Source organism: Peribacillus sp. NJ4 (assembly GCF_030348345.1).
GTDB lineage: Bacteria > Bacillota > Bacilli > Bacillales > DSM-1321 > Peribacillus.
The window spans coordinates 851,431-875,057 of the sequence record NZ_JAUCFQ010000001.1; the positions used below are offsets into that span (position 1 = coordinate 851,431).

General features: G+C 39.6%; 19 protein-coding genes and 1 pseudogene. 16 read left to right on the top strand and 4 right to left on the bottom strand.

Annotated features, from left to right (window positions below):
* Position 1 precedes the first annotated feature (1 nt).
* Positions 2–601, bottom strand: coding sequence for a TetR/AcrR family transcriptional regulator (locus tag QUF94_RS04335; protein WP_289314757.1), 600 nt, complete (start codon positions 599–601; stop codon positions 2–4).
* Between the two features lie 118 nt (positions 602–719).
* On the opposite strand from QUF94_RS04335, the gene QUF94_RS04340 reads away from it, so the two are divergent.
* From QUF94_RS04340 to QUF94_RS04390, 11 genes and pseudogenes are all read left to right on the top strand, one after another.
* A complete protein-coding gene (locus tag QUF94_RS04340; protein WP_289314758.1) occupies positions 720–1,445 on the top strand; it encodes an ABC transporter ATP-binding protein in 726 nt (241 codons plus the stop codon).
* The gene (locus tag QUF94_RS04345) at positions 1,442–2,458 is read left to right on the top strand and encodes an ABC transporter permease (RefSeq protein WP_289314759.1); all 1,017 of its coding nucleotides are present in this window, start codon (positions 1,442–1,444) and stop codon (positions 2,456–2,458) included. Before QUF94_RS04340 ends, QUF94_RS04345 begins: the two co-directional genes overlap by 4 nt.
* 424 nt (positions 2,459–2,882) lie before the next feature.
* Positions 2,883–3,077 (top strand): hypothetical protein, encoded by a 195-nt coding sequence (locus tag QUF94_RS04350; RefSeq protein ID WP_289314760.1) that lies wholly within the window; start codon positions 2,883–2,885, stop codon positions 3,075–3,077.
* 30 nt (positions 3,078–3,107) lie between these two features.
* Positions 3,108–3,488 (top strand): annotated as a pseudogene (locus QUF94_RS04355) (VanZ family protein); the annotation flags it as partial.
* A 26-nt stretch (positions 3,489–3,514) separates the two neighbouring features.
* On the top strand, positions 3,515–4,981 hold the full coding sequence (locus tag QUF94_RS04360; RefSeq protein ID WP_289314761.1) for an aminoacyl-histidine dipeptidase: 1,467 nt from the start codon (positions 3,515–3,517) through the stop codon (positions 4,979–4,981).
* Between the two features lie 582 nt (positions 4,982–5,563).
* Positions 5,564–9,307, top strand: coding sequence for a glycoside hydrolase family 3 N-terminal domain-containing protein (locus tag QUF94_RS04365; protein WP_289314762.1), 3,744 nt, complete (start codon positions 5,564–5,566; stop codon positions 9,305–9,307).
* Positions 9,308–9,503: 196 nt separating this feature from the next.
* A complete protein-coding gene (locus QUF94_RS04370) occupies positions 9,504–9,863 on the top strand; it encodes a PTS lactose/cellobiose transporter subunit IIA (RefSeq protein ID WP_289314763.1) in 360 nt (119 codons plus the stop codon).
* Positions 9,856–10,167 carry a PTS sugar transporter subunit IIB gene (locus QUF94_RS04375; RefSeq protein WP_098373050.1) on the top strand — a complete coding sequence of 104 codons (312 nt, stop codon included), beginning with the start codon at positions 9,856–9,858 and terminating at the stop codon, positions 10,165–10,167. The genes QUF94_RS04370 and QUF94_RS04375 overlap by 8 nt, the downstream gene beginning before the upstream one ends.
* Before the next feature lie 13 nt (positions 10,168–10,180).
* On the top strand, positions 10,181–11,590 hold the full coding sequence (locus QUF94_RS04380) for a glycoside hydrolase family 1 protein (RefSeq protein WP_289314764.1): 1,410 nt from the start codon (positions 10,181–10,183) through the stop codon (positions 11,588–11,590).
* 101 nt (positions 11,591–11,691) lie between these two features.
* Positions 11,692–13,005: a PTS sugar transporter subunit IIC gene (locus tag QUF94_RS04385; protein ID WP_289314765.1), complete on the top strand. Its 1,314-nt coding sequence runs from the start codon at positions 11,692–11,694 to the stop codon at positions 13,003–13,005.
* 131 nt (positions 13,006–13,136) lie between these two features.
* A complete protein-coding gene (locus QUF94_RS04390; RefSeq protein ID WP_289314766.1) occupies positions 13,137–13,841 on the top strand; it encodes a GntR family transcriptional regulator in 705 nt (234 codons plus the stop codon).
* Positions 13,842–13,924: 83 nt separating this feature from the next.
* On the opposite strand, the gene QUF94_RS04395 is transcribed toward QUF94_RS04390, so the two are convergent.
* Positions 13,925–14,473, bottom strand: a complete 549-nt coding sequence (locus QUF94_RS04395) for an SMI1/KNR4 family protein (RefSeq protein ID WP_289314767.1) — start codon at positions 14,471–14,473, stop codon at positions 13,925–13,927.
* 263 nt (positions 14,474–14,736) lie between these two features.
* Between QUF94_RS04395 and QUF94_RS04400 the strand changes: the two genes are divergently transcribed.
* Positions 14,737–15,246 (top strand): hypothetical protein, encoded by a 510-nt coding sequence (locus QUF94_RS04400; RefSeq protein WP_289314768.1) that lies wholly within the window; start codon positions 14,737–14,739, stop codon positions 15,244–15,246.
* Positions 15,247–15,284: 38 nt separating this feature from the next.
* Here the strand turns inward: QUF94_RS04400 and QUF94_RS04405 are convergent, their stop codons facing one another.
* The gene (locus QUF94_RS04405; RefSeq protein WP_289314769.1) at positions 15,285–15,872 is read right to left on the bottom strand and encodes a TetR/AcrR family transcriptional regulator; all 588 of its coding nucleotides are present in this window, start codon (positions 15,870–15,872) and stop codon (positions 15,285–15,287) included.
* 166 nt (positions 15,873–16,038) lie between these two features.
* On the opposite strand from QUF94_RS04405, the gene QUF94_RS04410 reads away from it, so the two are divergent.
* On the top strand, positions 16,039–16,956 hold the full coding sequence (locus tag QUF94_RS04410) for an ABC transporter ATP-binding protein (RefSeq protein WP_289314770.1): 918 nt from the start codon (positions 16,039–16,041) through the stop codon (positions 16,954–16,956).
* Entirely contained in the window at positions 16,956–18,560 is a 1,605-nt protein-coding gene (locus tag QUF94_RS04415) for an ABC transporter permease (protein WP_289314771.1), read from the top strand. The genes QUF94_RS04410 and QUF94_RS04415 overlap by 1 nt, the downstream gene beginning before the upstream one ends.
* A 280-nt stretch (positions 18,561–18,840) precedes the next feature.
* Here the strand turns inward: QUF94_RS04415 and QUF94_RS04420 are convergent, their stop codons facing one another.
* Positions 18,841–19,425 (bottom strand): LysE family transporter, encoded by a 585-nt coding sequence (locus tag QUF94_RS04420; RefSeq protein WP_289314772.1) that lies wholly within the window; start codon positions 19,423–19,425, stop codon positions 18,841–18,843.
* Between the two features lie 103 nt (positions 19,426–19,528).
* On the opposite strand from QUF94_RS04420, the gene QUF94_RS04425 reads away from it, so the two are divergent.
* Positions 19,529–20,083: a helix-turn-helix domain-containing protein gene (locus tag QUF94_RS04425; RefSeq protein WP_289314773.1), complete on the top strand. Its 555-nt coding sequence runs from the start codon at positions 19,529–19,531 to the stop codon at positions 20,081–20,083.
* Positions 20,084–20,814: 731 nt separating this feature from the next.
* Positions 20,815–23,625 (top strand): bifunctional metallophosphatase/5'-nucleotidase, encoded by a 2,811-nt coding sequence (locus tag QUF94_RS04430; RefSeq protein ID WP_289314774.1) that lies wholly within the window; start codon positions 20,815–20,817, stop codon positions 23,623–23,625.
* Positions 23,626–23,627 lie beyond the last annotated feature (2 nt).

Below are 23,627 nucleotides of genomic sequence, written 5' to 3' on the forward strand. Positions count from 1 at the left end.
TTCATTGAACGAATGTGCGCACTTGGCTGATGAAGTTCAAGATTTGAAAATGAATTTTCGCCATTTCTTCCACCGTTTGCCCGTCGCAATTCTCCAGCCACTCCTGTATCACCCCTAAAATCGCTGATGTCATGAAGGCATGCATATACTTACGAAACGCCTCATCTTTTACTGCTGGATGCTGGCTGATTAGTCGCTCCAACAGCACTTCACCGAATACACGCTTTATTTTTTTTGCAAAAGAAGGATCGCCCTGATCACCAAGAATGGCCCTTAATGCATGTGCATGTTCACTAATGAATTGAAAAATTGCTACGAAGGGCGGGTAAAGTTGTTGCTGATGTAGAGCCAAAAAAGCCTCTTTCGGCAGAATGGCAGTAATCCGTGTTTGAAGTTCATTTAACAATTTCTGCTGTAAGTGATCCATCAATTCATATTTATCCGTATAATGCAAATAAAATGTGCCCCGATTAATGTTAGCGCGTTCCGCAATTTTCTTCACTGTTACATGTGAGAACCCCTCTGCCTCTACGAGTGCAATAAAATGATGTTGTATCTGCAGTTTCGTTTTATATACCATATCCTCATGAATCGATCCCATGAAATGTCTCCTTCACTTAACATTTTTCCAAATATGTTGATTGTATTGGACCAAATGCTACCTTAGAATGATGATACACTCAACACCGTGTTAATTAAAGAGGAAGGATGTGTGTACAATGAAAAACGCGATTTCCATTGAAGGAATTGCTAAAGGTTTTCATCATAAAAAGGTCATTCAGCCATTGAACCTGAATATAGAAAAAAATGGGATTTTCGGCTTGTTAGGTCCATCCGGATGCGGAAAGACGACCTTGATTAAAATGATTGTCGGATTGCTTAAGCCCGATGCGGGTAAAGTCACGGTTCTTGATAATGAAGTGCCAAACGAAGCACTGTTAATGGATGTCGGCTATATGGCACAGTCCGATGCTTTATATACAGAACTGACGGGAGCTGAAAATCTCGCATTTTTTGCGAAGCTTTACCGTTTATCGAAAAAGGAACGAAGGGAACGCATTCAATATGCAGCTGAAATCGTACAATTGACGAATGATTTGAACGTTCGGGTAGCGTATTATTCCGGTGGGATGAAACGGCGTCTGTCACTGGCGGTTGCACTCATCCAAAACCCGGAGATCCTCATTTTGGATGAACCGACCGTAGGGATAGACCCTTTGCTGAAACAGTCCATTTGGCAGGAACTTGAACGTTTAAGAAATGAAGATCATAAGACGATCATCATCACGACTCATTTGATGGATGAGGCGGAACGATGCGATAAACTGGCGATGCTGCGTGAAGGTGAAATCATCGCATCAGGAACACCGGCAGCTTTAAAAACACAATATGCAGTGGATACGCTGGATGATGTTTTTTTGAGGATTGGAGGTGGACTATCATGAGAATTGCCTCTCTTGTTACTCGAATTATACAGCAGATGCGCCGGGATCGAAGGACACTCGCTTTATTTTTCCTCGCTCCATTGCTCATTTTAACGCTCATGTATTTTATTTTCGATACAGAAGCGAGTGATTTGGAAATCGTTGTTACAGGCAGTGATGAAACTCTGGTTAAAGCATTGAAACAAGCGGATTTTCAAGTAACGGCTGCTGAGAAGTTTTCTAAGGAAAGAATGCTCGAAAATAATACGGATGGCTGGTTGCATGTTGAAAATGGCCAGATAAAACTGACGCTGTTGAACGACGAACCGGCTCGTGCAAAGGCCGTTCAAATGCAAATGATGCAAGCGTTGCAAGGGAAACAAAAAAATACTCCTTCAATTGAGGAGCAATATGTTTACGGGGATGCAAACACAAAGGGTTTTGATACTTTCAGTCCGATGCTCGTTAGCTTTTTCGTTTTCTTCTTCGTATTTTTAATAGCGGGTATTGCGCTTTTGAAGGAGCGAACAAGTGGTACGTTGGAACGTCTGCTTGCTACACCGATTAAACGATACGAAATCGTAGCGGGTTATGTGATCGGATATGGTTTATTTGCTCTTATTCAAACGATAATAGTCGTACTATATGCTGTAAATGTGCTGGATATCGTGCTTGTCGGCTCAATATGGCTCGTTTTATTGACGAATATACTCGTCGCGCTCGTTGCATTATCGCTTGGTACATTACTATCGAGTTTCGCAACATCTGAATTCCAAATGGTACAATTCATTCCTCTGGTCATCGTGCCGCAAGTCTTTTTTACAGGGATTTTCCCATTAGATGGCATGGCAGACTGGCTGCAAAAAATAGGCAAGGTCATGCCGCTCTATTACGCGTCGGATGCCATGAACGGCATTATGTACAAAGGTTTCACATTCAATGATATTTTACTGGATTTACTCATTCTCCTGGCATTTTCAGTCGTTTTTATAACCATCAATATCATCAGTTTAAAAAAATACCGTACCTTATAATGAGGATTAAATACCAATCCTTGCTAAGATGATTACATCTGCATAACGTAAAACAAAGCCGGATTCCTGGATCGTGAGGAACCGGCTTTTTGTTTTACTGGAAGAAGATCGAATTTTGGTTGAAGGTCGAATTATTCCACACAACAGTCGAATTATCCGGAGTAAGGTCGAATAAACCCACACATCGGTCGAATTATCTGGTAGGTCGGAATATCCGGCACATCGGTCGAATTATCCGGAAGAAGGACGGAATATCCCACACATCGGACGAATTATCGGGGATTAAGGACGAATTATCCTTTCCATCGGTTGATTCATACTAAAAAGCTTCCCTTTGAAGTAGTTTGTTGACGGGGTGTTAAAGATGTCCTAGGATATAATGATATGCAGTGATTTGGAAAGAAATAGAAGGGGAGGGAGTTACATGTCTCTAAAATCGGTCATGCTTTCCCTTTTGCTGTCGCAAGCACTGTTTTTATGCGGTTTGCCTCTTTTCCTTCAGCTCCTATTATATTTGAATCCTTTGGTGATCATGGTTGTCTGGTTTTGTATCCTCATTTTCGTTTCGCTTGCGGTTCTTTATTTTCGAGGTGAAATGGTCAAGGTTCCGCGCCTTTAGTGGCAGGCAGCCTTTAGTGGCTACAGTTTATCATTAATGGTTTTGTTGTTCTTTCGGCCAAAAGGGCAGGTTTATTCGTATAATTTGATTCCTTTTTCCACGATTCTTTCATATTTATCGAACGAAATGAACGGGCTTGTGTCATTTTATAATCTTAGCGCCAATGTGGGACTGTTCATTCCATTCGGGCTATATTTGTTGTCCAAGGAAGGGAAAGATCTATCAGCTTCAAGGAAATTTCTTTATCCATTACTTTCGATTTCGGGCATCGAAATCTGTCAGTTTGTTTTTCGGCGCGGCAGTTTGGATGTCGATGACCTGGTACTGAATATGATTGGTGTTTACCTGGGGTACATCCTGTATCCATTGTTCACGAGAGTGGTGGCGATCCATTCTAGAGTAGATTCATAAATAAGATAACTGAAAGGATGAATTCCATGTATAGCACTTTAGAAGAATTAACGGGCCATCCCGTGTTTCATTATTTTGCAGCGATTTCCGAAATCCCGAGAGGATCAGCCAATGAAAAAGCAATCAGTGACTATTTGGTTCGCTTTGCTAAGGATAGGGACCTGGTGGTGATTCAGGATGAAGCACTGAATGTCATTATCAAAAAGCCTGCCACAATTGGATATGAAAGTGCACCTACCGTCATTATCCAGGGGCATATGGATATGGTTTGCGAAAAGAACAAGGGTACACTTCATGATTTTGAGAAGGATCCGCTTCAATTAAGGATTGTGGGTGACATGTTGTATGCGACGGAGACAACTTTAGGGGCGGATAATGGGATTGCCGTTGCTTATGCTTTGGCATTATTGGATGCAAATGATATTCCGCATCCTGCTCTTGAAATAGTCATAACGACTGAAGAAGAAACGACAATGAACGGTGCACTTGCTGTGGATCCGGCTCACTTCAAGGGAAAAATGATGATCAATATCGATTCGGAGGAAGATGGAAAGCTGCTGGTCAGCTCAGCAGGAGGAATACGCGTTCGGCAAATCCTGCAAATCGGATGGGAATCGGCTTCAATTGTTGAAGCTGTATCTTATAACATCAGGATTAAAGGGTTAAAGGGCGGACACTCCGGTATGTCCATCCATAAGGAAAGAGGGAACTCCAATAAACTTTTGGGCAGAGTATTACATGAATTAACGACAGACTTTCCTTGCTTCATACAGCAAATGAACGGGGGCCTGAAAGGGAATGCGATTCCTCGTGAAGCAGAGGCGACTGTACTGATTCATGTAGAAGATGTTCAGAAGATAGAGGAGAGACTCCAGCAATGGGAAGATACTTTTAAAAATGAACTGCAATCTTCCGACCCTGAGGTATCGATTGGATTTGAAAAGATCGAAACGATTTCTTCAAACGTTTTTTCCAAAGAGACGGTATCTAAAGCCATTACCTCTTTACTGGTAATCCCGCATGGCGTTCAAGGAATGAGCATGGGAATAGAAGGATTAGTGGAAAGTTCGACGAATCTAGGGGTCGTTACGACAAATGAAGCGGAAATGATATTCGAAAGTGAAATCAGGAGTTCGGTCAAAAGCCTCAAATATAATATGGTCACTCAGGCAAAGGCGATAGCTGATATGCTTGGATGCGAGATATTAGTAGATGCGGATTATCCGGAATGGCCCTATAATCCCGATTCGAAACTCAAGAAATTATTTGAAGAAACATACAAAGAAAAATATCATGAAGATATTGAAATCATCGCTGTACATGCAGGGATCGAATGCGGGGTTTTCATAGATAAGATTCCAGGACTGGATACTGTTTCAATCGGACCGGATATATTTTCCGTACATACACCAGATGAACACATAAGCATCCCGTCCACTATAAATAACTGGGAGTATTTCCTTTATACATTAAAAAGGATGAAGGATCTATAATCAACTGCAAGTTTGGGGAACAGGTAAAATGATAATTGAATAGATTTTGAGACATCCTATCGTAAACGATTTGATGTCTCTTTTTTTGGTTGAAATAAGGAACAGCACGAGGATATGGAACATGGTCAACTCCATAAGCCTAGTAAAAAATATAATTGAAGTTATATTAATTTTAGAAAGAGTAAGAAAGGCCATTAAAGAGAACCAGTCTATCAAAGGCAGATATTATCCTGTTTTGTTGACTTGATCTGCAAGTGAAAAAAGCGTTTACATTTTTATGTAAACGCTTTATAATTCATTTGTACCTATAAATTCATACCAATGAATTTAATGTATGCTTATCAATCCGAATTAAAGATGCCAGAATTCCCTTTAATTAAGGATGGAAGTCATTAATGAAGCGTAACTTTTGAATTCAGAACATTCTGTTTTTTATCCGATCACCATCTTCTAAATAATTAGATTAGCAGAAACATATTTCATATCTTTCTTTAAAGGGGGTGACATGCATCTTCATTTCGTTTTGAGATTTACCTGGATCAGAAGCAAAAAGTAATCTAAATCAAATAATGGAGGAGAAAAATGAGAAAAACCATTACGATAATAATTTTGTGTATTTTTACCTTTACTTTGTTCGTCGGGAATATACCAGGAACAGTCAAGGCGAAGCAAGCAGGGAAACCATTATATATGAACGAGAAGGCACCTGATGAAGAAAGAATCAAAGATTTGTTAAAACGAATGACAATCGATGAAAAGGTCGGTCAGATGATCCAGGCTGAGCGAGCCTCAGTAACCCCAAATGATGTAAAGGAATATAAATTAGGTTCGGTATTAAGCGGGGGAGGTTCTTTTCCGGATGGAAAGGAGGAAAACAGCACCCGTGAAAAGTGGTCAAACTTAGTGGATTCATATCAATCCGGAGCTGTTTCTACCCGATTGGGCATTCCACTATTATATGGAGCAGATGCTGTCCACGGTCATAATAACGTAAAAGGCGCTACCATTTTCCCGCATAATATTGGTTTAGGTGCCACTAGTAATACAGAATTAATAGAGAAAATTGGACATGCTGCCGCATCAGAAATCAAATCTACAGGCGTGAATTGGACGTTTGCCCCGACAATGGCCAATGTCCAAAACATCCGATGGGGAAGAACGTATGAAGGGTTTGGAGAAAACTCAAAACTTGTTGCCAACATGGGTGCAGCCTATATTGACGGGCTTCAAGGCAAAAACCTTAAGAAAACGGAAAATGTTCTAGCTACCGCTAAACATTTCATTGGTGAAGGATATACAAAAGGCGGAGTCAATCAAGGTGATGTGACTGAGTATACAGAAGAAGAGATACTTAAGAATGATAGGAAGATATATGAGGAGGCTATCGAATCAGGGGCCAGAACGGTGATGGCTTCTTTTCATAGTATCGAAGGGTTGAAAATGCATGCTAACAAACGGCTGCTTACCGATGTATTGAAGAAGGATATGGGCTTTACGGGATTTGTCATTTCTGATTGGTATGGGATACAGCAAATCACGAAGGATCAAAATGGGAATGCGGTTTCCGGGTTAAAGCAGCAGATTGAAGTGGCAGTGAATGCTGGGGTCGATATGTTGATGCAGCCTGAAAACTGGAAAGAGACACTTAAACTTACAAAAGAACTGGTGAATGAAGGTGAAATTTCAGAAAAAAGGCTAGATGATGCCGTTACACGGATTCTTCGGGTCAAGTTTGAGTCTGGTGTTTTTGAAAAACCAATGACAGATCCAAAGTTGGCTAAGTCATTTGGGTCTGAAAAGAACAGGGAAATAGCGCGTCAATCCGTCAGTGAATCTCTAGTCCTATTAAAAAATGATAAAGTGAATGGTAAACCGATTCTTTCTCAATTAAAGAAAATGGACAAAATATTTGTGGCAGGCAGAAGCGCTGATGATATCGGAAAGCAGTCGGGTGGCTGGACGATATCATGGCAAGGGAAATCAGGTGATACGACTGAAGGTACGACTATTCTAGAAGGATTAAAAGAAGTTGGTGGAAAACAAAAGAAAATCACTTATAACAAACATGGAAGAGGAGCAAAAGGAAATGATGCTGCTATCGTTGTTGTAGGTGAAGAACCATATGCAGAAACTGATGGTGATGCCACTGATCTTCATTTAAATCGGATGGATCTATTAACATTGGAGAATGTCCGCAAGGCAGATCCGAATATTCCGATCGTTGTCGTATTAGTATCTGGCCGGCCGATGATCATTACGGATGAAATGAAGGATTGGTCAGGTTTGGTTGCAGCGTGGCTTCCTGGTACTGAGGGTGCAGGAGTTGCTGATGTCTTGCTCGGTGGTGAGGAATTTTCAGGTAAATTGCCAGTTAGTTGGCCTTTCTATTTGGAAGCCTATGAAAATAGGGAAAACAAAAAGGATCATTTTATGTTTAATTATGGATATGGTCTGACGAAGAAGCAGGCTACGCCAAAGCTGCCTGAAAAACCAGAGCTCCCTGAAAAGCCTGGCTTAAAAGTACCAGGGAAAATTGAAGCAGAGGATTTTGCCGCCCAATACGGATTGCAAACGGAAAATTCATCTGAAGGGTCATTAAATATGGGGTATGCGGATGGAAGAGATTGGTTGGAGTACGAAATAAATGTAGAACAGGATGGCCTTTATCAAGCCGATTTTCGTTATGCGGCCAATCTAAGTGGTCAAACCGGGATTAATATCGTTAGCGAAGAAAAGAAGCTGCTTGGTAAGTTACGAGTCGGATCCACTGGGGGATGGCAAAATTGGGACACATCTACGGTTGATGGCGTCATCTTGAACAAGGGTAAACAAAAGATCAAATTTGAATATATCGAGGGATCATTGAACTTAAACTGGTTCGAATTTAAGCGGGTTGGCAATATTCCGGAAACACCTCCTCCGACTGAGGATGTACCCGCAGAAGTTATTAAAGCAAAGGCAGTTGAATCATGGATCACGAATGAACGGGAACCAAGTGATGTTGCTTGGTACTATGATTCCAGGTATCAACCAGATGATAAGAAGTTGTCCAAGCAGGAAAAAATGGATATCACCAAACCGGATGCATCAAATCTTACCACCATAAACATTGATCCGACCAAACAATACCAAAGCATATTGGGGATCGGTTCTTCAATGGATGAGTCGACCGTTCATAATTTGACGAAAATGTCTCCTGATAAGAGACAGGAAGTTCTCGATAAATTGATAGATCCGGATAAAGGCATCGGAATGAGCCTTATTCGAACAACGATTGGCACATCTGACTTCACGGCACAGAAATTTTATACGTATGACGACATGCCGCCAGGGAAAACGGATGTCAATCTGAAGCATTTTTCAATCCAAAAGGATATCGATTATAAGATTATTGAAACGTTAAAACAAATTAAGGAAATTAATCCGGATGTTACATTCTTTGCCTCCCCATGGAGTCCTCCAGGCTGGATGAAAACGTCTGACAGCATGATCAAAGGACAGGTGAAAGACGAATACCTGCCAATCCTGGCAAAATATTATTTGAAATACTTTCAAGCCTATAAGAAACAGGGAATCGATATAAGTGCAATGACCTTGCAAAATGAACCGATGCTGGAGATTGAGTACCCGAGTACCAATATGCCTTACAGCCAGGCAGCGGAATTAGCGACACTCCTAAGAAAAGAGCTCGATAACAACGGTTTTAAGCATGTAAAACTTTGGGGTTTTGATCATAACCCAAGTGATACAGGAGCATACGCGGAACAATTGTTAAAAGATAAGGGAGCCTATGATGCCTTAGATGGTACGGCTTTCCACGATTACGGCGGATCCTTGTCTGAAATGACTAGATTACACAACTTATTCCCAGAGAAAAACGTGTATTTAACGGAGCGTGCAGTTTGGGGAACGTATGGCGCGGATCGAATTGCGCAATACATGAGAAACTGGGCGAGGAGTTATAATTCCTGGGTGGTCATGCTGGATAGCGACATTCAAACGCATCAATGGGTGGGTCAGCCGGATCCTACACTATTGATTCAAGACTCAGCTGATAAGGATAATTACTGGTTGACTCCGGAATATTATTTAACTGGGCATTTCTCCAAGTTTGTTAAGCCAGGGTTCACTCGTGTTGAAAGTGATTATGGTTCTTCGGATACGGTTACAAATGTAACATTCTTAAGTCCTGACCAAAAGAAACTTGTATCTATAGTTATCAATCAATCCTATGAACCTCAAAAATTCAAGTTCATTAGCGAGGGTGAACAAATCAAGGGTGAGCTGCCGGCCAAATCTGTGGCTACTTACCAATGGCAAAGATAATGAACACCAAGATTGAAGGAAGGGGCCAATCAAAAAGATTGGCTTCTTTTGTTGCTGAATAAAAACGCAATAAATTATTTGAATAAATAGAATATAAGCGTTTACATTTCTGTTTGTACGTTTTATACTATATTTATACCAATGAATTTGTACCAATAAATATAAATCATTCTTATGAAATGGAGGGGTATTATAGATGCCTTATACTTCTGAAGAAGATGTACAAATGATCATATTTGGCTTGATTGCTGGAGCGGGAGATGCCAAATCCAACTTTTATCAAGCGATTTCCCTTGTGCGGGACCATAAATATGAAGAAGCAGAGGAATTGATACATCAAGGGGAAGCAGCCTTACTAGAAGCACATAAAGCCCAAACTAGATTAATAACAAATGAGGCAAATGGAAACAAAACGGATATTGGCATCTTAATGATTCATGCTCAGGATCATTTAATGAATGCCATTCTAGTGAAAGAATTATTAAACAATCTAATTTCGATGCAAAAAGATATAAATGCATTAAAAGAAAAATTGGAGGGAATTGAAAATGGTTAAAATCGGTTTGTTTTGTTCGGCAGGAATGTCAACAAGTATGTTAGTGACAAAAATGAAAAAAGAAGCTCAAGCAAATAGTTTGGAAGTAGAAATCAATGCATATCCAGAATCTGAATTGGAACAAATCGCAGATTCAATTGATGTGGCTCTATTAGGACCACAAGTTAAGTTCCTTCTGTCTAAAGCAAAAGCCGTTTGCGAACCGAAATCGGTTCCTGTCGAGGTGATAAATACAATGGACTACGGCATGATGAACGGAAAGAAGGTTTTAGAAACCGCATTGAATCTAGTGAAAAAGCAATAGTGGGAGGTACAACATGAAATTTCCAAAAGACTTTTTATTCGGAGCTGCATCTGCATCATATCAAGTGGAGGGTGCCTGGAATGAAGATGGAAAAGGGCTGAGTAATTGGGACGTCTTTTCAAAGATTCCAGGTAAAACATTCGAAAATACAAACGGTGATGTAGCGATTGATCATTACCATAGATATAAAGAAGATATAAAACTAATGGCAGAAATGGGATTGGAGTCTTATAGATTTTCAGTTTCCTGGACGCGCATCATCCCGGACGGTGACGGTGAAATAAACGAAAAAGGAATCGAATTTTACAATAATGTCATAGACGAATGTTTGAAATATGGAATCGTCCCGTTCGTTACACTATACCATTGGGATTTACCACAGAGTTTAGAAGCGGACGGGGGCTGGGTGAATAAAAGAACGATACGTGCATTCGCTAAATACGCCGAGGTTTGTTTCAGGGCTTTCGGTGACAGGGTGAAACATTGGATCACTTTTAATGAAACCGTTGTATTCTGCACATTAGGATATTTGAATGGAGCCCATCCACCAGGCCTTGTAAACGATCAAAAAAAATACTTTCAAGCTACCCATAATGTATTCGTGGCTCATGCTGAAGCCGTTCAAATCTATAAAAGCTTAAAGCACTATGGCGAAATTGGCATAACACATGTTTTTAACCCCGCTTTTAGCATTGATGGCAAAGAAGAAAATATTTTTGCCTCGATGCATGCGAATCACTATCAAACATTTTGGTATTATGATCCGATTTTAAAAGGGGAATATCCAAGTTATGTAGTGGATGCCTTAAAGGAAAAAGGCCTGACACCTGATTGGACAGAAGCAGAGTTGACTTTGTTGAAGGATACGGCTGATTACAATGATTTCATGGGCTTGAATTATTACCAGCCAGCAAGGGTGGCCAAAATTGATGGAGCCATTGAAAGCACGAAAATTGATCGTGATAAGTCGACCGGGAAACCTGGCAACCCATCATTCGACGGTGTATACAGAACGGTCATGATGGAGGATAAAGTATATACAAAATGGGGCTGGGAAATTTCTTCCGAGGGCTTCTTGGATGGCTTAAGAATGCTGAAGGTACGTTATGGCGATGTAAAACTTTATATCACTGAAAATGGTCTGGGCGATGAAGATCCAATCATAGATGGTGAAATTGTCGATGTCCCAAGAATCAAGTATATTGAAGAGCATTTAACCGTGATTAAAAGTGCAATAAGTGAAGGAATTAACTTAAAAGGCTATTATGCTTGGTCAGTCATTGACTTATTAAGCTGGTTAAACGGCTATAAAAAACAATATGGTTTTATTTATGTGGATCATAAAAATAATTTGGAAAGAAAGAAGAAGTTATCGTTCCATTGGTATAAGCACATTATTGAAACAAGAGGAGAAGAGCTGTAACGCTTTCAGTCATCATGAAAAAAAGACCGACCTAATCCATTTCCAGGATAAGGTCAGTCTTACTTAGTAAGTATCATTCACTTTTACTAGGAGGGGTAGTTATGTCGCGTATTGAAAAACTATTCGAGAAAATGATGCCTGCATTCATGAAATTTTCAAATGCAAAAGCAACCGTCGCACTTAAGGATGGTTTCGTACTTACGATGCCGTTGACACTTATTGGCTCCATTTTCTTATTAATAGCAAACCTGCCGATCAAGAATTGGAATAAAATCATGGCTAATTTATTTGGTGCAGATTGGATGGTGCCATTGAATCAAGTTACAGGAGCCACCTTTGACATTCTTGCCCTCATAGCCGTTTTTGGAATCGCTTACTCCTATGTGAAAACAAGCAATATTGAAGCCGTTCCAGCAGGGATAATCGGTATCATTTCATTTTTGATTCTCAGCAATTCATTTGTTGAAAGTCCTTCTGGGGAAGTGGTTGGCGGAGTCATTCCTAAAGCCTGGACAGGCGGACAAGGGATGATAACATCCATATTGGTAGGGTTGGCTGTCGGTGCGATCTACACATGGTTCATCAAAAAAAATATCAGGATCAAAATGCCGGAAAGCGTACCATCTGGTGTTTCAAATGCCTTCTCGGCATTAGTTCCTGGATTTGTGATCATGTTATTATCGATGTTCATTTTCCTCATTTGTGATAAGATTCAAGGCGTATCAATGACTGAAATCATTTATAAGGTATTACAGATCCCCATGCAAAATCTATCAGATACATTACCTGGAATCATCATTATCATGGCATTAATCTCCATTTTCTGGTGGTTTGGATTACACGGTCCGAATATCGTCATGGGAATCATGGCACCTATTTTAACTTCAAATGCCTTGGCGAATCAAGCTGTCATAGATGCCGGTAACACGCTGGCCGTAGGCGGAAATGCAAAAATCGTTACGGTTCAGCTAGTGGATATTTACGCGAAATTCGGTGGTGCGGGCATAACATTAGGTTTAATTGCAGCAGCGTTGCTTGTCGCTAAATCACAGCAAGTGAATCAGTTATCTAAAATGTCGCTGGTTCCAGGTTTATTCAATATTAATGAACCAATCATTTTCGGGCTTCCCATCATATTTAACCCTTTAATGATCGTTCCATTTGTTTTGGTTCCTGTCATTGCCGTATTGATGACGTATTTTTCAATTATTTTAGGGTTTATCCATCCATTTACAGCGGTACAGGTCCCGTGGACAACCCCGCCAATCATTTCAGGCTTTTTATTATCGGGATGGCAAGGGGCAGTCGTCCAACTAGCTATATTGGGTATGGCTACCATGGTATATTTCCCATTCGTTAAAATGCTTGATAAAGTAGCGCTGGAACAAGAAACCCCAATTGAAAAAGTTAGTTGATTTAAAAAGAAACAGAGGTTTCTTTACAATCGTTATGAAATAAACTATTGTAAAGAAAACCTCTCTTTTAGTCTAAACTATTGTTCGAAAACGTTCGAAATCATTATGTATAGAGGAAGGTATATGGAAATATGGGTGTAAAGTATAGAATGGTCGTAGAACAAATGGAGAAAGAAATATTAGATGGAAAATATACATTAAATACTAAGTTACCTACTGAAGATGAGTTGATGAAGAAGTTCGATGTCAGCAGGAATACCATAAGAAAAGCAATCAATATATTGGTTGAACAGGGTTATATATACCAAGTTCAAGGAAGCGGCATATTCCTAAGGGAATTTTCCAGACCCGGCTGTATTTCTATGAAGGATATGAATGGCTTAACCAAAGAGTTTGCAAAGGATGAAATGACAAGTAAAGTGCTGAAGTTGGAATTAATAGAAGCTGATGAAAAATTGGCCGAACAAATGAAATGTAATGTAAAAACCAAAATCTATAACCTCAAACGGGTTAGGTACTTAAATGGTGAACCCATTGTAATAGAAGAATCCTTTTTCAATAAAGACATCATTCCCATTTTAAATAAAGAAATCGCAAATGGTTCCATTTATGAATATATCGTCGAGGATTTAAAGTTGAATATTGGTTTTGCAGATAAAATCATTTCATGTGAGAAACTAAATGACGATGATGCAAAGCTTTTGGACTTGCAACCAGGAGATCCGACTTTAATTGTTGAAAATACGGTCTTCTTAAAAGCGGGAGTCGTTTTCGATTTTTCAATTGAGAAATATAATTATACTTCCGCCAAATTATTAACATTGACCACGAATTAAAATGGGCTTTCGGAATCTGAATGGAAGATTCGAAACAAAAAAAGAGCGACTGCATTTCTTAGCGATCGCTCTTTTTATTTATTTTACCTGGTTCTATAGTAGTTTTCAGCTGTGTATATAGGCCAGCTCCAAAACGGTACACCTTGTGAAATAATGTAGCGGTCCAAGAAGATTTCAAAATTAAGATTTAGAGATGAAAGCTCTGTAAACTCCAATATTTGAAGGTAATTTGGATCCTCGACCTTTAGTTTTTCTTTATCTAATATTAGAAAACAATCTTCCAATAAATGTCCAATCGGAATCCCCTGTTCACCTATAATCTCAAGTTCTTGAGCCTCTTTTACTTCATTTAAACTAAATAAATGAAGACCGCCCCCTATATTAACACTGTCGTCATCAATCAATTCATATATTCTTGCCCCATTATGGAGTGTTAAGAATGCCTTGTAGTCTTCAGGAAGCTTGATATTGTTTTCACTTTCAAACATTTCAACTTCAGTTGGCTTTATCGGAGCGTTATAAGAACACGAAACGTTACCAACTTCTCCTTCGTCTGATACTGTCTTCATTTGGTCTTTCTTATTCAACAATTCTTTTAGTCCCGACAATGTATTATGTATAAAATGACTCAATTCACTAATCCCTCCATAACGAATGATTATTACTAGTTCCTATTCATGACGTAACAATAATTACCAATTCTATCATTAAATTATTGATATGCATCGGAAATTTCATTTAACAGGAAAGAAAATTATAGCGTAATTCATGAAACGGGAAACTTTGTCCATCGTATATCATATATATGGAAAAATACGGAGGGGTTAAGCTTCAAGAAGATTATAGATGGGAAAACTTATTAAGGGGTGAGAAGGGGAATCTTATGCAAAAAAGGGTGAAAAGAAAATTATTTCATTTATATACAGGCGAATTGATGGCAACTGTGATTTTTGCTGTACTTTGGGTTTCGTTTCTGATGCAACATGATTGGACCGATTCCTACTTAACTTCATTTTCATCTGTTTATGCGTTCGTCCTATTGGAATTTATTTTGCTTCAAGGAAGTTTATATTGGTTTCTTAAATGGAAACGGGCAAAAGAAAACGATTACGCCCATTTACCTTATACGCAATTACGGATTTTTCTATTCTTTAAAAGGATCAACCTATTACTTATTGCCACAGGAATAGCAGTCTTTTTTTATCAATTAAAAGTAGTTGGATCAGGAATTTATTGGTATTTATTTCTTTATGTTTTCGCCATCATCGAGCATATAAATTACTACCACGTCAGGCTTTCTTATCAAAGTCCAAAGGAAATGAGAGAATTCAATCGCCAAAAAGGATTAAGGAAATCCATTTTGGCAAAGGAATTGAATGATCTTAAAAAAGATTTTACGGTGTGAATCGATTCACACCGTTTTTTTTATTCCGGGGTTTTGGTTCATTCATCATTTTTTCCGACTATCCCATAAAATAAAATCTTCATGATATCCTCAGTCAAAGGCAGGATTTTTTGATAAACCTCTTCCCGTTGGATATATTCAGTCATCGCTTTTATATAAAATAAAATGGCTTCATTAGATAAGTTTGGATCTACATATCCTTGTTCCTTCCCCTGGTCAAACAGTTCAATAAAGCGTGGCAGAGCCTTTTCTGTATATATTTTTTCCATATAATCGATTCCGGAAGTATATTCCCTCATTAAATATTGATAAAAATCTTCATGAATTTGTTTCGCAGTTTCATTCTTAGCAAACATGATTTGCTTTATTTTCTCAGGGAAAGCCATGTTGCTATTAAGTATTTGTTCAAATTCATCCAATGCCTTATCCGTATAATAAAGAAAAACCTCATGAATTAAATTATGTTTACTTTCAAAGTAATTATATATCGTTACTTGAGATACATTTGCTTTTTTGGCTATTTCCCCAATGGAAATCTTTTGTACACCATACTCCATGAATAATGTTAAAGCAGCCTCAAGTATATTCAATTTTTTTTGTTCCCTGCGTCGTTGAAACCCGTCCATTTATTTCACCTCAACCTTAGTTTAATTAAAAATATGTAATAGAACAATTAAATTAGTTCATAAACTATTGTCAGGATTCCTTATTTTATATATTATGAACTAAATCAATTAAAATATTTCATAATATCATTTCATATTTAATCAATGAGGAAGAGGTGGATGAGGGATGTCAGTATTGAAAACAACGGATTTAACGAAAAAGTTTGGAAAGTTTACAGCTTTAAATGGTGTGAACATTGAGGTGAATAAAGGTGAGGTATTTGGATTCATCGGTCCTAATGGTGCCGGAAAATCAACAACGATTCGTGTGCTGCTCGGGATTTTAAAAGCGACGGATGGGGAAGCGAAGATTTTTGGCAAGGACGTTTGGAAAGACGCGGTTGAAATTCACAAGCGAATTGCCTATGTTCCAGGAGATGTGAACCTATGGCCCAACTTAACAGGCGGGGAAGTAATTGATCTGTTTGTTGAACTACGTGGCACGAACAATAAAAGCAGACGCGAAGAACTAATAAAAAAATTCGATTTGGATCCTTCCAAAAAGTGTAGAACCTATTCTAAAGGGAACCGGCAAAAGGTTGCTTTGATTGCTGCTTTCTCATCTGATGCCGACTTTTATATATTGGATGAACCAACATCAGGTCTGGATCCATTGATGGAAAGAGTTTTCCAGGATTGTGTGATGGAGGCGAAAAATGAAGGGAAAAGCATATTACTTTCCAGTCACATTCTTTCTGAAGTGGAAAGGTTATGTGATAAAGTGGCCATCATTCGGCAAGGACAAATCATTGAAACGGGAACATTGGATGAGTTACGTCACTTAACCAGAACAAGCTTGCTCGTCGAAACGAAGCAACCAATTACTGCTTTAGGGAATGTAAACGGGGTTCAGGATATAGTGAAGAAAGATCAAGCACTTTCATTCCAAGTGGATACAGATGAATTGGATAATGTGATGAAGTATATAAGCCAGTTTGGAATTGTGAAATTGGAAAGTGCGCCGCCTACATTGGAAGATTTATTCATGAGCCATTATGAAGGAATAAGGAAGACTTCCGATTCAGGGTCGGGAGGTGCGTTATAATGCCGATGCAGTCCTATCATAATACTGGAAGACTCTGCCGATTAATAGTACGGCAAGATCGGATTCGGATCCCTGTTTGGTTAATTTCCCTATCTGTCCTTTCATTTATGGTTGCAATGGCATTCACTGATCTGTATCCGACTGGGCAAGCAAGGCAAACCATTGCAGAAACGATGAGGAACCCGGCAATGACAGCGATGGTGGGGAAAGGTTACGGCCTGGATGACTATACAAACGGAGCGATGATGGCGCATCAAATGTTACTTTTAACTGCTATTGCTGTAGGAATAATGAGTATTTTGCTAGTTACGCGCCATACACGCGCAGATGAAGAGGACGGCCGTATTGAGATGATTCGTTCTCTGCCAGCTGGCCGTTTGGCTAATTTAAATGCAACCATCTCCATATCGTTTGGAACGAATGCATTGATTGCGTTAATAACGGGTTTTGGATTGTATGCTCTGGGAATTGAAAGCATGGATTTGGAAGGTTCCCTTATGTATGGAGCTGCTTTAGGGGCAACCGGTATTTTCTTCTCGGCGATAACGGCATTATTTGCCCAGCTTACGGAGAGTGCGCGAGGTACGATCGGGTATTCCATCACTGTATTGCTTCTCTCCTATCTTATTCGGGCAATTGGGGATGTTGGCAATGAGGCACTTTCCTGGTTTTCACCATTGGGTTGGGTTTTGGGTTCAGAAGTATATGTGAATAATTATTGGTGGCCAATCATACTGACGATCGGTGCAGCAATTATCTTGGTTGTAATTTCTCTCTATCTCAATTCCATCCGTGATTTGGAAGCTGGATTCATACCGGCTAAGCCTGGCAGGAAATATGCTTCATCCTTTTTAAAAAGTCCGCTTGGTCTTGCACTAAGGCTTCAGCTTACAGGATTGATTGCGTGGGCAGTCGGGATGTTCATTTTAGGAGCATCTTACGGTTCCGTTTTAGGTGATTTGGAATCCTTTTTTGCAGAAAATGAAATGATGGCTGAACTATTAACGCCTGTTGAAGGTTACTCGCTGACAGAGCAATTTTTAACCATGTTGATGTCGATCATCTCCATGATATGCACCATTCCACCTTTAATGGCGATGTTAAAGCTTAAAGGGGAAGAGAAAAAGAATCATACTGAACATTTACTGAGCCGCGCTGTATCACGTACAAGGCTTATGGGCAGCTACTTTATCATCTCCGTTATTGGCGGCTTTTTCATGATTACGCTAGCTGCAATTGGTCTTTGGGCAGTCGGGAATTCAGTAATGAATGAAGGGATTGCTTTTGGCACTTTATATCGTGCAGCAATGGTCTATCTGCCTGCGATGTGGATCATGATTGGCATTGCAGTGCTGTTTATCGGTATTGCACCAAGATTATCTGTCTTAACTTGGCTTTACTTGACATATTCAATCTTAGTCGTCTATTTAGGGGGAATGCTTCAATTCCCGGAATGGATGGGTAAACTAACACCATTTGGCCATATTCCGAAACTTCCTATTGAAGATATGGACTTCATGAAAGTATCCATACTTACAATCATAGCTATAATATTACTGGCTGTTGGCTTTATCGGATATAACAAACGGGATATTCAAGGTTAACGATTCAACTTTGATTGATGGGGCTGGAATGGAATAAGCGTAAAGTTTTTTGAGGGGTTGTAAATTTCGAACGTTCATTTCCACTCCAGGCACTCGCTTTCCGCGGGCGGTCTGGGAGCCTCCTCGGCTTGCGCCTGTGGGGTCTCCCTTGGACGCGCTTTTCCCGCAGGAGTCTCGTACCTTCCGTTCCAATCAACTTTGTTTTAAGATTTTGATGAAGTCCCCTTAGTCTACAACTTGGCAATCTTTCTTAATGAAGGATCGAACCCGTTGCCCTTTTTCATTGTACAAGAATCGAAATGGCGCTATACACTAATAACAAAGCCATGATTACATTAAACTGACTTCTATACTTTGATAAAAACGTTTGAAAAACCGAACCGAACATACTCCAACAGAACGTACTCATAAAACCAACAAAAGCCAGAAATAATGAAAAGAATAGTAAGCTGAAATTTGAAGAGTGATAAGGTAGTATGAAGGTTGATATTGCCGTGATGCCATATAAGATGCCTTTTGGATTTATGAATTGTAAAAGCATGCCCGCTATAAAACTGTTGTTCCTGTCATCATTATCGTCCTTATCTTTATTTGAACTGGAAATGATTTTTATGGCCAGATACAGCATATAAATTGCACCTAGGATAGTCATGATAAATTCAATCTTTGGTATGAAATTTTCAAGCAAAACATTAAAATAACTACACAATAACATTATTACAAAAAAACCGGCACCTACCCCAAAACAAAATTTAATCGTCTTTTTTAACCCGTACTTGTTCGCAAATAACATTGCCATGATGTTATTTGGACCTGGAGTGAAACTTGTAACAAAAACAAATAACAAAAAAGATAGTAAAGGCATGGTTGACTCCCCTTTGTATGTTATAATGACCAAAAGTGACACTATAACGACTTACTTTTTATTGTACAATGCCGACGTTATATTGTAAATAAGGAGCATTTTTATGGAAGAAATAAATTTTATTATTGCTAACAATTTAAAAGCCATCAGGGAAAGTAAGAAATTAAGTCTTGAAAAAGTTGCTGAATTAACCGGAGTAAGCAAAACGATGATCGGACAAATCGAAAGGGGCGGATCGAGCCCTACGATTACAACAATTTGGAAAATAGCCAATGGATTAAAGATTTCATTTTCTTCACTGATAAATAGTCCGCAGCCGGATACAAAAATTGTTTTAAAAAGTGAAATCCAATCATTATCTGAAGATAACGGCAAATATCGAGTTTATCCCTACTTTCCCTTTGAAGATGAGAAGCGCTTTGAAGTATATTCAGTCGAGATAGAAAAAGGTGGATTCCTAAGTTCCGATTCGCATAGAGAAGGAACTGAAGAGTACATAACTGTTTTTGAAGGGGAATTGACTGTACGTGTAAATAACGAAGAATATACAGTAAGGAATGGTGATTCTATCAGATTCAAGGCTGACAGACCGCATACTTACCATAATTCAGGGGAAACATTAACTCGCTTAAGCATGATCCTATATTATCCAACTTAAAAATATGGGAGTAATGTTGTTCTGCTTGTTATGGATTATTAAAAATTCATGTTCAATGATGCAGCTCAAAGACTGGGAGAGATTTAAATCTCTCCCACAGACTGTACAAGTTGGACGTTGAATTCCGCTCCAGGCACTCGCTTTCCGCGGGCGGTCTGGGAGCCTCCTCCGCTTGCGCCTGCGGGGTCTCCCTAGACTCGCTCTTCCCGCAGGAGTCTCGCACCTTCCTCTCCAATCAACTTTGTTATAAAATTTTGATATAAACCATACCTGAGGAGTTGAAGGTATTGCTTTGGGTCAGTTGGTTCTTGATCAAAGTTACGTTTTCCGAAGCCCTTTTGTCTACAAACTTGAGAGAGAGATTTAAATCTCTCTCTTTTTTTTGATCTTCTGTAGGTATAAAGACCAAAATTGATTACGGAGAAATAATGATACTATTTTACCATTAAATAATTTTGTTGATATATCATCTAGATACAGATGGGTATTTTGGGGTGATTATAATGATAATATTCTGTTAATATTCCGTGTTGCATTGTAAATTTGTTTTAAAATTGGATTATTTTGTTGTAATATAGGATATACACGAATCTTTAGAGGAAAAAAGTAGGGTGGATTTGTGTATAAGCAATAAAATTTATTCAGGTTTAATATTTTGAAAAATGTGTAAAAACCATGGATATGTTCGCGAAATGTTATGCCAGTATAGAACTTACGGGGGGATTACTCTAATGGGGAAAAAGAAAATCGTTAAAATTGCAACAGCAACCATAATGGCTGCGACAACGATCGTAGCAGTAGCACCGGCACCATCGGATGCTGCCACTAGCCTGAATAGTAAAATCAAAACGGCAAAGGCCACCATCAAAAAACCATTCGACACCTATTTCTACTCTTCTAAACTCGCTTCCGTATCCACTGTTGAGAAACAAATCAAGTCTGCAATACAAGCAAAAAAAGACATCAACTCTACCATTAAAAAATCAATGCTAAGCAAAAAAGAAAAAGAAGCCAAATACAAAGAAATCGAAGCTTATGATAAGTATATCATTCGTTCAGAAGGATATGTGAAAGGGTATAAAGCGGCAGAAAAAGCAAAAGCTGCCCATGACAAATCGATTAGCGCCCTTACGAATTCAATTCTTGCCAAGAAATCTATTGATATCAGGAACCAATACGAGGCACTGGATAATGCCGTGAAAAAGACAGACAAAGATATTAAAGATACGGTTTACGGTGCGAAAATCGAAAAGCTCTTATACGATAAATTCACTAAATCGACCAAAACGGCTTTGAGCGGTGACCTGAAAGTGCCGTACTACTATGAGAAAGCTGCTTACTGGGTGAAGAAAGGTGATTTAAAGACCGCGGACAACCGGATGAATACCGTTTCTTCGCAGTTGAAAAAGGTCAGCAAAACATCCAAACTCGGTAAAGCCATTCATGCTTATGTTAAAGAGGTGAAAGGTAAGTATGATGAAGCGGTATATGCAGAAAAGAAAAAAGAAGTGGCAAAACGGGTCAATGCCTATGTAGCTCTTGCCAATGGGGAACTTAAAACGAAAGAACAGATAAAAGCGGCTAAAAAGGCGAGAGCCGACATCCATTTAAATGGGATCAAGGAGTCGGACCGAAAGGAATTCGAAGCGAAAATAGCATTGGCGGATAAGAAAGTGGCAGCTGCTAAAGAAGCTTTGAAAAATCCAGCGAAGGCAATCACGCTTTCCTTGATGCATACGAATGACACGCATGCCCACTTGGACAATGTAGCCAAAAGGGTGACGGCTGTTAAAGAAGTGCGTAAGAGTAAACCGCAAGCTCTTTTGGTGGATGCTGGTGACGTATTCTCGGGAACCCTCTATTTTAATGAATTCAAAGGGCAAGCGGATCTTCGCTTCATGAATTTAATGAAATATGATGTCATGACATTTGGGAATCATGAGTTTGACTTGGGATCAAGCGCTGAAGGGCATCAAGCTTTAGCTGACTTCATTAAGGGGGCTCAGTTCCCATTTGTCAGTTCGAACGTGGACTTCTCCAAGGATGATAAGTTTAAGGGACTATTTTCGGACCTGATTTCAAGTAATCCGGAGCAAGGGAAGATATACAATGGAATCGTAAAACAAGTGGATGGTCAGAAGGTGGGTTTCTTTGGGCTTACGACTGAAGAAACGAAAGATATTTCAAGTCCTGGAAGTATAGTATTTGAAAACTATCTTGAAGAGGCAGAAAAAGCGGTCAAGGCGTTCAAAGGCATGGGGGTTAATAAGATAGTTGCCGTATCCCATATTGGTTATGATGACAATGCAGCTTATGACAATGATTTAACATTAGCTGCCAAGGTCAAAGGCATCGACGTGATTGTGGGCGGACATAGCCATACGCAGTTAAACGCCCCCGTTGTAATTGATAAGGATGATAAGGGGGAAACGAAAGATCCGACAGTCATCGTTCAAGGGTATCAGTATAGCGACTTTTTAGGAACGATTGATGTGGAATTCGATAAGAAAGGCAAGATTGTCGGACAAGCCGGTCAGCTGATTAAGCTTTCTGAAAAACAGGATGATCCTGAAGCGGCAACAGTGCTCGAAACATACTCCTCGAAGATTAAGGAGCTGAAGGAAACGCAGACTGGGGCAACAGCTGTGAAGGCTTTGGACACACCGCGTGATGCAGGGGATGAAACGAAACCGAGTGTTCGTAAAAATGAAACAGAACTGGGTAATTTAATTACGGACGGAATGCTTAGTAAAGCAAAAGAATTCAATAAGGATGCGGTCATTGCTTTCCAAAATGGCGGGGGCATCCGTGCAGGTATCGATCAAGGTGAGATCACTTTAGGGGAAATACTGACCGTTTTACCGTTTGGGAATACGTTAGCGACGATGGCGCTTACGGGTGCAGAGATCAATGAAGCATTAGAGCATAGTGTCAGCTTGGCTCCTAAGGAAAATGGCGGCTTCCTGCATGTATCCGGAATGAAATTCAGCTACGATAGTTCAAAGGAATCAGGCAATCGTGTGACAAAGGTTGAAGTCCTGGGACAAGATGGAACATATTCCGAACTGGATGCAGCGAAGGAATATGTCGTGGCGACCAATGCTTTTACAGCTAAGGGCGGAGATGGATTCACCGTTTTCAAGAAGGCTTATGAAGAAGGAAGAGTGACGGATATCGGACTCGCTGATTGGGAGAATCTACGGGATTATGTAAGTGGGCTCAAAACTGTCGATCCAAGCATCGAAGGACGCATCAAAGATGTGGCCGGAAACTCTACAGACCCGACTACGGTGTTGGCCAAAGACTTTGGCGGAACGGCTGATGCTCCAAAAAACCATGAGGGTAATGTAGTTGTGGACATCACGGATATTGCTTCATTGGAAAATGCAGTGGTTAAAGGAAATCTTACATTAACGGGAACCCCTCCAGACAGCTTTACTTTTTCAGATGTTACAGTCGAGGGTAATTTGGATTTATCGGGACTTAACGGTAAAACCGTGAGCCTAAGCGGTGTCACCGTGAATGGCGAAACGATTTTTTAATC